The sequence below is a fragment of the Variovorax endophyticus genome (genome assembly GCF_025376855.1).
Classification (GTDB): domain Bacteria; phylum Pseudomonadota; class Gammaproteobacteria; order Burkholderiales; family Burkholderiaceae_C; genus Variovorax.
Window position 1 is genome coordinate 446,336 of record NZ_JAHUTH010000001.1, and the last position, 11,793, is coordinate 458,128.

General features: G+C 69.1%; 11 protein-coding genes. 10 read left to right on the forward strand and 1 reads right to left on the reverse strand.

Translation table 11 applies throughout. The features are described from left to right. Window positions 1-10 precede the first annotated feature (10 nt). The 9 genes from argA (at window position 11) to KV106_RS01915 (ending at window position 10,243) form a co-directional block, all read left to right on the forward strand. The gene (gene argA / locus KV106_RS01875) at window positions 11-1,357 is read left to right on the forward strand and encodes an amino-acid N-acetyltransferase (RefSeq protein ID WP_057591743.1); all 1,347 of its coding nucleotides are present in this window, start codon (window positions 11-13) and stop codon (window positions 1,355-1,357) included. Between the two features lie 31 nt (window positions 1,358-1,388). After that, window positions 1,389-2,024: a LysE family translocator gene (locus tag KV106_RS01880; protein WP_261205856.1), complete on the forward strand. Its 636-nt coding sequence runs from the start codon at window positions 1,389-1,391 to the stop codon at window positions 2,022-2,024. A 47-nt stretch (window positions 2,025-2,071) separates the two neighbouring features. Then, entirely contained in the window at window positions 2,072-3,298 is a 1,227-nt protein-coding gene (gene dapC, locus KV106_RS01885; RefSeq protein WP_261205857.1) for a succinyldiaminopimelate transaminase, read from the forward strand. 50 nt (window positions 3,299-3,348) lie between these two features. Next, complete coding sequence (gene dapD, locus KV106_RS01890; RefSeq protein ID WP_057591746.1) at window positions 3,349-4,182, forward strand: 2,3,4,5-tetrahydropyridine-2,6-dicarboxylate N-succinyltransferase; 834 nt, start codon at window positions 3,349-3,351, stop codon at window positions 4,180-4,182. Between the two features lie 100 nt (window positions 4,183-4,282). Continuing rightward, complete coding sequence (locus KV106_RS01895; RefSeq protein WP_261205858.1) at window positions 4,283-5,431, forward strand: PilT/PilU family type 4a pilus ATPase; 1,149 nt, start codon at window positions 4,283-4,285, stop codon at window positions 5,429-5,431. Window positions 5,432-5,445: 14 nt separating this feature from the next. Beyond that, the gene (gene dapE, locus KV106_RS01900; RefSeq protein ID WP_261205859.1) at window positions 5,446-6,624 is read left to right on the forward strand and encodes a succinyl-diaminopimelate desuccinylase; all 1,179 of its coding nucleotides are present in this window, start codon (window positions 5,446-5,448) and stop codon (window positions 6,622-6,624) included. After that, a complete protein-coding gene (prmB, locus tag KV106_RS01905; RefSeq protein ID WP_057591749.1) occupies window positions 6,621-7,493 on the forward strand; it encodes a 50S ribosomal protein L3 N(5)-glutamine methyltransferase in 873 nt (290 codons plus the stop codon). Before dapE ends, prmB begins: the two co-directional genes overlap by 4 nt. A gap of 160 nt (window positions 7,494-7,653) precedes the next feature. Then, window positions 7,654-9,633 carry an ABC-F family ATP-binding cassette domain-containing protein gene (locus tag KV106_RS01910; protein WP_261205860.1) on the forward strand — a complete coding sequence of 660 codons (1,980 nt, stop codon included), beginning with the start codon at window positions 7,654-7,656 and terminating at the stop codon, window positions 9,631-9,633. Between the two features lie 106 nt (window positions 9,634-9,739). After that, window positions 9,740-10,243, forward strand: coding sequence for a hypothetical protein (locus KV106_RS01915; protein WP_057591751.1), 504 nt, complete (start codon window positions 9,740-9,742; stop codon window positions 10,241-10,243). A 188-nt stretch (window positions 10,244-10,431) separates the two neighbouring features. On the opposite strand, the gene KV106_RS01920 is transcribed toward KV106_RS01915, so the two are convergent. Then, the gene (locus KV106_RS01920; protein WP_261205861.1) at window positions 10,432-10,833 is read right to left on the reverse strand and encodes a helix-turn-helix domain-containing protein; all 402 of its coding nucleotides are present in this window, start codon (window positions 10,831-10,833) and stop codon (window positions 10,432-10,434) included. A 66-nt stretch (window positions 10,834-10,899) separates the two neighbouring features. Here KV106_RS01920 and KV106_RS01925 point away from each other — a divergent pair, with 66 nt between their 5' ends. Beyond that, a complete protein-coding gene (locus KV106_RS01925) occupies window positions 10,900-11,703 on the forward strand; it encodes a helix-turn-helix domain-containing protein (RefSeq protein ID WP_261205862.1) in 804 nt (267 codons plus the stop codon). The last annotated feature ends 90 nt before the right edge of the window (window positions 11,704-11,793 follow it).

Below are 11,793 nucleotides of genomic sequence, written 5' to 3' on the forward strand. Positions count from 1 at the left end.
ATCACGCCCCATGTCGACCGTCTTCAATTTCACCTTCGTGCCCTGGTTCCGCTCCGTCGCGCCCTACATCCACACGCACCGTGGCAAGACCTTCGTGGTCGGGCTCGCGGGCGAGGCGATCGCGGCCGGCAAGCTCCAGAGCATCGCGCAGGACCTGGCCCTGATCCAGAGCATGGGCGTGAAGATCGTGCTGGTGCACGGCTTCCGCCCGCAGGTCAACGAGCAGCTCGCCGCCAAGGGCCACGAGGCCAAGTACTCGCACGGCATCCGCATCACCGACGCGGTGGCGCTCGACTCGGCGCAGGAAGCCGCGGGCCAGCTGCGCTACGAGATCGAGGCCGCGTTCAGCCAGGGGCTGCCGAACACGCCGATGGCGGGCTCGACGGTGCGCGTGATCTCGGGCAACTTCATCACCGCGCGGCCCGTGGGCGTGGTCGACGGCGTGGACTTCAAGCATTCGGGGCTGGTGCGCAAGGTCGACTCCACCAGCATCCGCCGCACGCTCGATTTCGGCGCCATGGTGCTGATCTCGCCGTTCGGCTTCTCGCCCACCGGCGAGGCCTTCAACCTCACGATGGAGGACGTGGCCACCAGCGTGGCGATCGCGCTGCAGGCCGACAAGCTGATCTTCCTGACCGAGATTCCCGGCATCCGCATGGACAGCGAGCTGCCCGAGAGCGAGGACAACCCGATCGACACCGAGCTGCCGCTGGACGCCGCCGAGAAGCTGCTGGCCTCGCTGCCGCCGCCGCAGAAGCCGACCGACACCGCCTTCTACCTGCAGCACTGCGTGAAGGCCTGCAAGGCCGGCGTGGAGCGCAACCACATCCTGCCGTTCGCGCTCGACGGCTCGCTGCTGCTCGAGGTCTACGTGCACGACGGCGTGGGCACCATGGTGATCGACGAGAAGCTCGAGAGCCTGCGCGAGGCGACCGTGGACGACATCGGCGGCATCCTGCAACTGATCGAGCCCTTCGAGCGCGACGGCACGCTGGTCAAGCGCGACCGCACCGAGATCGAGCGCGACATCCACCAGTACACGGTGGTCGAGCACGACGGCGTGATCTTCGGCTGCGCCGCGCTCTATCCCTATCCCGAGGCCAAGACCGCCGAGATGGCCGCGCTCACCGTCTCGCCGCAGTCGCAGGCCCAGGGCGACGGCGAACGCATCCTCAAGCACATCGAGCACCGCGCCAAGGCCATGGGCATCGAGAGCCTGTTCGTGCTCACCACCCGCACCATGCACTGGTTCCTCAAGCGCGGCTTCCAGCAGGTCAACCCCGACTGGCTGCCCGAGGCGCGCAAGCGCAAGTACAACTGGGACCGCAAGAGCCAGGTGCTGGTGAAGAAGATCTGAACCCTTCCATCGATTCCGCGCGCGAGAAACCATGACGCTCACCACCGCCTTGCTGTTCTCCATCGTGGCCCTGGCGGCCATCGCCACGCCCGGCCCCACCGTGCTGCTGGCGCTGAGCAACGGCTCGCGCCGCGGCGTGCGCGGCGCGCTGCCGGGCATGTTCGGCGCGATGCTGTCGGACTTCGTGCTGGTGGGCGCGGTGGCGCTGGGCCTGGGCGCGCTGCTCGCGGCCTCGGAATTCTGGTTCTCGATGCTCAAGTGGGTGGGCGCGGCCTACCTCGCCTGGCTCGGCGTCCGCATGCTGCGCTCGAAGGGCGGCAGCTTCGAGCGGCCCGCCGAGGGCGCGGCCGCCGCGCCGGGCAGCGGCCGGCAGGTCTTCCTCAAGTCCTTCCTGGTGGCGGTGACCAATCCCAAGGGCTATCTGTTCTGCTCGGCCCTGCTGCCGCAGTTCATCGATCCCGCCGCGTCGCAGGGCATGCAGTACGCAATCATCGCGGTGCTGTTCGCGGGCCTCGACATGGCCGTGATGCTGGTCTATGCCTTCGTCGGCGCCAAGGCGATGCAGCTGCTGACCGCGCGCGCCGCGCGCTGGATCGACCGCACCTGCGGCGCGATGCTGCTGGCGCTGGCCGGCTCGCTGGCCTTCTACCGCCGCGCCACGCCCTGAGCCCGCGCCGGGGCGGCGGCGGTCCGTGTCGCCGATAATCGCGCCCCATGAATCCCCTGCTTTCCAGGCTCCAGCCCTACCCCTTCGAACGGCTGAAGCAGCTGTTCGCCGGCGTCACGCCGAACCCCGACCTGAAGCCCATCAGCCTCGGCATCGGCGAACCCAAGCACGCGACCCCCGAATTCATCAAGGAAGCCCTGAGCGCCGGCCTCGGCGCGCTGGCCGCCTACCCCGCCACCGCCGGCGACCTGAAGCTGCGCACCTCGTTCACCGACTGGCTGCGCACCCGCTATGGCCTGGCGCTCGACCCGGCCACCCAGGTGCTGCCGGTCAACGGCTCGCGCGAGGCGTTGTTCTCGCTGGCCCAGACCGTGATCGACCCCAGCGACACGGCCCATCCGCCGGTGGTGATCTCGCCCAACCCGTTCTACCAGATCTACGAGGGCGCGGCCTTCCTCTCGGGCGCCGAGCCCTACTACGCGCCCAGCGTGCCCGCGCGCAACTTCGCGGTCGACTGGGACAGCGTGCCCGAGGCGATCTGGCAGCGCACCCAGCTGGTCTTCGTCTGCTCGCCCGGCAACCCCACGGGCGCCGTGATGCCGCTGGACGAATGGCGCAAGCTGTTCGAGCTCTCGGAGCGCCACGGTTTCGTGATCGCCGCCGACGAGTGCTACAGCGAGATCTACTTCCGCGACGAGCCGCCGCTCGGCGGGCTGGAGGCGGCGGCCAGGCTCGGCCGCGGCGACTTCAAGAACCTGGTCGCGCTGACCTCGCTGTCCAAGCGCAGCAACGTGCCGGGCCTGCGCAGCGGCTTCGTCGCGGGCGACGCCGAGATACTCAAGAAATTCCTGCTCTACCGCACCTACCACGGCAGCGCCATGAGCGGCGTCGTGGCCGCGGCCAGCATCGCCGCCTGGGGCGACGAGGAACACGTGGTGCGCAACCGCGAGATGTACCGCGCCAAGTTCGCGGCCGTCACGCCGCTGCTCGAGCCGGTGCTCGACGTGCGCCTGCCCGACGCCAGCTTCTACCTCTGGGCCGGCGTGCCCGAAGTGTGGGCCGGCGACGACGAAGGCTTCGCCCGCGCCCTTCACGCTCAATACAATGTCACGGTTTTGCCGGGGAGCTATCTGGCACGCGACACGCACGGCCCGCAGGGCGGCGCCCCCGTCAACCCGGGCAAGGGCCGCATCCGCATGGCACTGGTGGCCGAGACCGCCGAGTGCGTCGAGGCGGCCGAACGCATCGTGCGCTTCGTGCAGGGCGGCCGCTGATCCTGCCTCTCCCCGCCCCCCATTTTTCGCTTCTTCATCCGAGAGTCCTCATGACCCAGCAACTGCAACAAATCATCGACGCCGCGTGGGAAGACCGCGCCAACATCTCCGCCAGCGCCTCCTCGGCCGAAGTGCGCGATGCCGTCGAGCACGTGATCGTCGAACTCAACAACGGCAAGCTGCGCGTGGCCACGCGCGAGGGCGTGGGCCAGTGGACGGTGCACCAGTGGATCAAGAAGGCCGTGCTGCTGTCGTTCCGCCTCAAGGACAACGAGCAGATCCAGGCCGGCTCGCTCGGCTTCTACGACAAGGTGCCGACCAAGTTCTCGCACCTGTCGGCCAGCGAGCTCAAGGACTCGGGCGTGCGCATCGTGCCGCCGGCCGTGGCTCGCCGCGGCAGCTTCATCGCCAAGGGCGCGATCCTGATGCCCTCGTACGTGAACATCGGCGCCTACGTGGGCGAAGGCACCATGGTCGACACCTGGGCCACCGTGGGCTCGTGCGCGCAGGTCGGCGCCAACGTGCACCTGTCGGGCGGCGTGGGCCTGGGCGGCGTGCTCGAGCCGCTGCAGGCCAACCCGACCATCATCGAGGACAACTGCTTCATCGGCGCGCGCTCCGAAGTGGTCGAAGGCGTGATCGTGGAAGAGAACTCGGTGCTCGGCATGGGCGTGTACATCGGCCAGAGCACGCCGATCTTCAACCGCGACACCGGCGAGATCTCGTACGGCCGCGTGCCCAGCGGCAGCGTGGTGATCAGCGGCAACCTGCCCAAGAAGACCAAGTCGGGCCAGGACTACAGCACCTATGCCGCGATCATCGTGAAGACGGTCGACGCGCAGACGCGTTCGAAGACCAGCCTCAACGACCTGCTGCGCGACTGATCGAAGATCGATCCGGGCGGCCCGAGGGGGCCGCTTTTTTTCCGTTCCACCAGAGCGCCACGACGGCACCGCCGAACGACCGAGGAGAAGGAGAGCGACGATGAACATGATGGAGCGAATTCTTCGGCTGATGGCCGAACGCAAGGCCTCCGACATCTACCTGTCGGCGCACTCCCCGGTGCAGATCCGCATCAACGGCGTGTGCGTGCCGGTCAATGCGCAGGTGCTGCCGCCGGCCGCACCGCTCGCGCTGCTGGCCGAGGTGGTGCCGCCCGCGCGCATCCAGGAGCTCGAGGCCAACGGCGAGCTCAACATGGCGGTGGCGATCGAGGGCGCCGGCAACTTCCGCATCAGCGCGATGCGCCAGCGCGGCACCTATGCGGTGGTGGTGCGGCACATCGCCTCGGTCATCCCGGGCTTCGACGAGCTCAACCTGCCCGACATCCTCAAGACGCTCATCATGGAGAAGCGCGGGCTGATCCTGATGGTGGGCGCCACCGGCGCCGGCAAGACCACCACGCTGGCCTCGATGCTCGACTACCGCAACGAGCACGCCAGCGGCCACATCCTCACGGTCGAGGAGCCGATCGAGTTCACCTACACCAACAAGCGCTCGCTGGTGAACCAGCGCGAGGTGGGCAGCGACACGCAGTCGCTGCAGACGGCGCTGAAGAACGCGCTGCGCCAGGCGCCCGACGTGATCCAGATCGGCGAGATCCGCGACCGCGAGACCATGACCGCGGCCATCGCCTATGCGCAGTCGGGCCACCTGTGCGTGGCCACGCTGCATGCCAACAACAGCTACCGCGCGCTCAACCGCGTGCTGAGCTTCTTCCCGGTCGAGGTGCGCCCCACGCTGCTGGGCGACCTGGGCTCGGCGCTGCGCGCCATCGTCTCGCAGCGGCTGCTGCGCACGCCCCAGGGCGCGCGCGTGCCCGCGCTCGAGGTCATGCTCAACACCGCGCTGGTGGCCGAGCTGATCGAGAAGGGCGACTTCTCGGGCGTCAAGGAGGCGATGGAGAAATCCATGGCCGAAGGCTCGCAGACCTTCGAGGAAGACATCGCGCGCCTCGTGATCGAGGAGCGCATCACCCGCGAGGAAGGGCTGGCCCATGCCGATTCGCCCACCAACCTCATGTGGCGCCTGCAGAACCGCCAGGCGCCCAAGCCCCAGGCCGACGAGCGGCACCTGACCGACCAGCTCGACGAGCCCACCTTCACCGACATCACGCTCGACGTGAAATTCTGAGAACCGCCCACCCGATGTCCCGCACGCTCCAGCTCGCCGAACAACTGATCTCGCGCCCTTCCGTCACCCCCGACGACGCGGGCTGCCAACAGATCCTGGGCGAGCGGCTCGCGCGGCTGGGCTTCGCGCTCGAGACCATCGAGAGCGGTCCGGCGGACTTCCGGGTCACCAACCTGTGGGCGGTGCGCCGTCCGGCCGACGCCTCGGCCGCCACGAAAACGCTGGTGTTCGCGGGCCACACCGACGTGGTGCCCACCGGCCCCGTCGAGCAATGGACCAGCCACCCGTTCACGCCCACGCACCGCGACGGCAAGCTCTACGGCCGCGGCGCCTGCGACATGAAGACCTCGGTGGCCGCCTTCGTGGTCTCGATCGAGGAATTCCTGCAGGCCGTGCCCGATCCGCGCCTGAGGCTGGCGCTGCTGCTCACGAGCGACGAGGAAGGCCCGGGCGTCGACGGCACCGTGGTCGTGTGCAATGCACTGGCCGCGCGCGGCGAGAAGCTCGACTACTGCATCGTCGGCGAGCCCACGGCCGTCGAGCGCTGCGGCGACATGATCAAGAACGGCCGCCGCGGCACCATGAGCGGCAAGCTCACGGTCAAGGGCGTGCAGGGCCACATCGCCTACCCGCACCTCGCGAAGAATCCGGTGCATGCGGTGGCGCCCGCGCTGGCCGAGTTGGTCGCGATCAACGCAGCCGGCGGCTGGGACGCCGGCAATGCCTGGTTCCAGCCCACGAGCTGGCAGATCAGCAATTTCCACGCGGGCACCGGCGCGAGCAACGTGATCCCGGGCAGCGCGGTGATCGACTTCAATTTCCGCTTCTCGACCGAGTCCACCCCCGAGTCGCTGCAGCAGCGCGTGCAGGCCGTGCTCGATGCGCATGGCGTCGACTGCACGCTGGCCTGGACCGTCGGCGGCCTGCCCTTCCTGACCACGCCGGGCGAACTGGTCGCGGCCGTGCAGGGCGCGATCCGCGACGAGACCGGCATCGAGACCGAGCTGTCGACCAGCGGCGGCACCAGCGACGCGCGCTTCATCGCCAAGGTCTGCCCGCAGGTGGTCGAGCTCGGCCCGGTGAACGCCAGCATCCACAAGATCGACGAGCACATCGACGTGGCCGAGATCGAGACGCTGAAGAACATCTACCTGCGCACCCTGAAGCAGCTCGACGCTGCGCTCGCGCCATGAAGACCGTCATCGCGCTGATCGAAGCCGGCGCCGAGCAACTGGAACAGGCCGGCGTGGCCTTCGGCCATGGCACGGCCAACGCCTTCGACGAAGCGGCCTGGCTGGTGCTGTGGCGCCTGAAGCTGCCGCTCGACGAACTCGACGCCGTGGCCGACACGCCGGTGGCGCCGGCCGACGCGGCCAAGGTCGAGGCGCTGATCGCCGAGCGCATCGCGAGCCGCAAGCCCGCCGCCTACCTCACCAAGGAAGCCTGGCTGCAGGGCGTGTCCTTCTACGTGGACGAGCGCGCCATCGTGCCGCGCAGCTTCATCGCCGAGCTGATCGCCGACGGCTCCATCGACTACTGGCTCGGCGAGCACACGCAGCGCGTGCTCGACCTGTGCACCGGCAACGGCAGTCTCGCGGTGCTCGCGGCGCTGACCTATCCCGAGGTGAGGGTGGACGCGGCCGACCTGTCGGTGGCGGCGCTCGAGGTGGCGGCGATCAACGTCACGCGCCACGCGCTCGACGCGCGCGTGACGCTGATCGAATCCGACGGCCTCGCGGCCACTCCCGGCCCCTACGACCTGGTGCTGTGCAACCCGCCCTACGTCAACAGCGACAGCATGGCCGCCCTGCCCGCCGAATACCGCGCCGAGCCCGAGCTGGCACTGGCCGGCGGCGCCGACGGCATGGATTTCGTGCGCCGGCTGTTCGCCGACGCGCCCGCGCGCATGAGCGAGCACGCGGTGCTGGTGCTGGAGATCGGCAACGAGCGCGAGCACTTCGAGGCGGCGTTTCCGCAGCTCGAGGTGGTATGGCTCGAAACCTCGGCCGGCGACGACCAGGTGCTGCTGGTCACGCGAGATGCGCTGTTGAAAGCGGGCTGACCGGACGCGAAGAACGCGAAGATTTCGCGAAGGACGCGAAAGAAACCAGGAAATCTCTTTTTTGCGTCCTTCGCGAAATCTTCGCGTCCTCTGCGTCCGGTACCCGTATTCCGCCCCCCTTTCGGCCCAACTCGGATAATCCGGGGTTGGGCTCCATTTCATGATCACTCTCAAGAACGTCATTCTTCGCCGCAGCGCCAAGGTCCTGCTCGACGGCGCCACCGTCACCCTCAACCCCGGCGAGAAAGTCGGCCTGGTGGGCCGCAACGGCGCGGGCAAGTCCACGCTGTTCGCGCTGCTCAACGGCACCCTGCACGAGGATGGCGGCGATTTCTCCGTGCCCAAGCAGTGGCGCATGGCGCAGGTCGCGCAGAACATGCCCGAGACCGAGGAGTCGGCCACCGACTTCGTGGTAGGCGGCGACACCCGCCTGGTCGAGCTGCGCGAAGCGCTCGCGCTGGCCGAGGCCGCGCACACGACCGATCCCGACGATGCCGACGCGGGCATGGCGCTCGCGCATGCCTACACCGACCTGGCCGATGCCGGCGAGCACGACGCCGTGCCGCGCGCGCAGGCGCTGATCCTGGGCCTGGGCTTCAAGGCGCACGAGCTCGACGCGCCGGTCAACAGCTTCTCGGGCGGCTGGCGCATGCGGCTGCAGCTCGCGCGCGCCCTCATGTGCCCGAGCGACCTGCTGCTGCTCGACGAACCCACCAACCACCTGGACCTCGACGCCCTGGTCTGGCTCGAAGCCTGGCTGCAGCGCTACGCGGGCACCATGATCGTCATCAGCCACGACCGCGAGTTCCTCGACGCCGTGACCGACGTGACCCTGCACATCGCCAACGCCCAGCTCACGCGCTACGGCGGCAACTACAGCAAGTTCGAGGACATGCGCGCACTGCAGATGGAGCAGCAACAGCAGGCCTTCGTCAAGCAGCAGGACAAGATCGCCCACCTGCAGAAGTTCATCGACCGCTTCAAGGCCAAGGCCAGCAAGGCCAAGCAGGCCCAGAGCCGCGTGAAGGCGCTCGAGCGCATGGAGCGCGTGGCGCCGCTGCTGGCCGAGGCCGACTTCAGCTTCGAGTTCAAGGAGCCGGGCAACATCCCGAACCCGATGCTGTCGATCAGCAACGCGAGCTTCGGCTACGAGATCGAGAACGAGGAACCCAAGACCATCCTGCGCGGCGTCAACCGCTCGGTGCTCGCGGGCCAGCGCATCGGCATCCTGGGCGCCAACGGCCAGGGCAAGTCGACGCTGGTGAAGACCATCGCGCGCGAGATGGGCGCGCTGGCCGGCCAGGTCACCGAGGGCAAGGGCCTGAACATCGGCTACTTCGCGCAGCAGGAACTCGACGTGCTGCACCCCGAGAGCAACCCGCTCGAGCACATGGTGCGCATGGCACGCGAACTCGGCAGCAGCGTGAAGGAAGCCACCGGCGAACAGGCGCTGCGCGGCTACCTCGGCAGCTTCAACTTCAGCGGCGACATGGTGAAGCAGCCCGTGGGCACCATGAGCGGCGGCGAGAAGGCGCGGCTGGTGCTCGCGATGATGGTCTGGCAGCGGCCCAACCTGCTGCTGCTCGACGAACCCACCAACCACCTGGACCTCGCCACGCGCGAGGCCCTGGCCGTGGCGCTCAACGAGTTCGAGGGCACGCTGATGCTCGTGAGCCACGACCGCGCGCTGCTGCGCTCGGTCTGCGACGAGTTCTGGCTCGTGGGCCGCGGCGTGGTCGGCGATTTCGACGGCGACCTCGACGACTACCAGCGCTACCTGCTCGACGAGGCCAAGCGGCTGCGCGAGGAAGCCAAGGTGGCGAACGCAGCCGCCGCCGCGCCGGTGGCCGCGCCCGCCCCCGTGGCACCGCCGGCCGCGTCTCGCAAGCAGGACGCCCAGGAGCGCCAGCAGCGCAGCGAGCAGGCCAAGCCGCTGAAGCGCGAGCTCTCGAAGATCGACGAGCGCATGGCCGCGGCCGGCAGCGAGCGTACCGCCCTCGAGGCCCGGCTGGCCGAGCCGCTGCCGCCGGCCGAGATCGCCGAGGCCGGCAAGCGGCTCAAGGCGCTCAACGACGAGATCGGCCAGCTCGAGGAACGCTGGCTCGCGCTGTCGGACCAGCTGGAAGCCCTGAGCGCGTGACGGGCCTGAAACGCCTGTAACGCTTGCAGGCCTTGAACCACCGCCCGGCCGGACCATCTATCGGAAGATCCCCATCCATCCGACGACCACCCGGGAGGTGCATCGCATGCCATCCGCCATCGAACTGGCCCAGGGCGACGAGAAGCTGATCGCCGCCATCCACCGCAGCCGGCGCCTGCTCGGCCGCAAGGCCCTGATGGCCGCGGCCGCCAGCGCGGTGCCGCTGCCGGGCGTGGACTGGATGGCCGATGCCGCCCTGCTCTCGCGGCTGGTGCCGCAGATCAGCGCCGAATTCGGGCTCTCGGTGACCCAGATCGACCGCCTCGGCACGCACCAGCGCGAACGCGTGCAGAAGGCCGCCACCACCGTCGGCGCGCTGCTGGTCGGCCGGCTGGTCACGCGCGAGCTGCTGATCAAGCTCGCGCGCCATGCCGGCATGCGGCTCACGGCCAAGCAGGCCACCAAGTACGTGCCGATCGCCGGCCAGGTGGTGTCGGCCGCGCTCGGCTATGCCGCGCTGCGTGCCCTGGGCGAACAGCACATCAAGGATTGCGTGCGCGTGCGCACCGTGCTCGCGCTGCCGCCCGCCGAAGCGCCCGCGTCCGCCTGAGCGATTCGCGATCGGGCGCGGCCAGCGCCAGCGCCGCGCCGAGGGCCAGGCCAAAACCGCCGAGACCGAGGGCCAGCATGTTGCCGGCCTGCCAGCCGGCACAGATCACCGCCGCCGACACCAGCAGCAACAGGATGCGCAGCTTGCCCTCGAAGCCCTGGCACGGCATGGCCTGCCCGGCGCATCGATCAGTCGCGGTGCATCGCGGGCCAAGGCAGCGGGCCGCGCGGAAAGGGGCGCAGCACCACCGGGGGCAACGCGGGCCGGCGACGGGACGAGGTGCCGGCCCTGGCCGGCGTGGACGCCGGTGCGGGAGCAGAAGCCGCGGGTGCCGATCCCGGTGCGACGGGCTCGGCCGGCGCGGCGCGCGTCGAAGGTCGGCCCCTGGGCGCCCGCGGCGCCACCGGCCCTTCCTTGAGCTGCTGTTCGTAGGCGGCGCGCAGCGCGTCGTAGGTGCGCAGCATCACGTCGCGGTCGCCGTAGCGACCGATCTTGCTGATGGTGGGTTGCGGAATGCCGGTCCGTTTCTGGATCTGCTTCTGCGTAAGTCCCATGGCGCGAAGCGCCAGTACGAGCTCTTGTGGCTTCATGGCTGACTCCCTTTCGCCCATTCTAGAGTTGAGAGTGAATATTCCCTCACGCTTAAATTCGCGCCCATGGAAGATCCACTCGCGGCACGGGCGCTGGCGGCTCGCAAATACGCCAAATTGACTCAACGGCAAGCCGAGGAACTCTCGGGCGTGCGGCAATCCGACATCTCGAAGATCGAACGCGGAGAGACCGTACGGCCCTCGGGTCTGGTGCAACTCGCGCGAGCCTACGGCTGCGATCCGATCTGGCTGGTCACCGGCGAGTGCAGCGCGCCCTGGGAAGAAGCAGCCCTGCCGCGCTCGAACTACACCGCGAGCGAACGCGACGGCCCCTACCGCGTGACGCGCGTGCCGCCGCCGATCCCGTTCTACCGTCCCGGCACGCCCGGCACCGTGCCGTTGATCACCTGGGAGCAGGCCGCCACCTGGACCGGCCCGACCATCCCCGAACCGCCACCGCCGGCCCCGCCGCCGCTGCCACTGAACGTGCGCGAGCTGCGCAAGGGCAAGCTGCCGCCCGCGCCGCCGCCGCAACCGGTGCCGGCCGAGATGTGGATTCCCTGCGTGAGCCGCCACAGCGAGCTGGCCTATGCGGTTCGCGTGCGCGGCGACAGCATGACCGCGCCCAGCGGCCACCTCAAGAGCTATCCGGTCGACGCGATCATCTTCGTCGACCCGCAGCGCGTGCAGCCCATGGATGGCGAACGCATCGTCGCCAGGCTCGACGCCAGCGGCGAGGTCACCTTCAAGGCCTTCAAGCAGGAGGACGGCCGGCGCTGGCTGCAGCCGCTCAATCCCGCGCACGAGCCGATCCGGCTCGCCTTCACCGTGCTGGGCACGGTCATCGGCAAATGGGAAGACGAGGACTGAACCGGGCGCCGTCGCCACGAAGAATGAGCCCAGAATGAGCGCGCGCCTCAAAGGGCCAAACGGCGCGTACGGTCAGGTTGCATGCAGGTT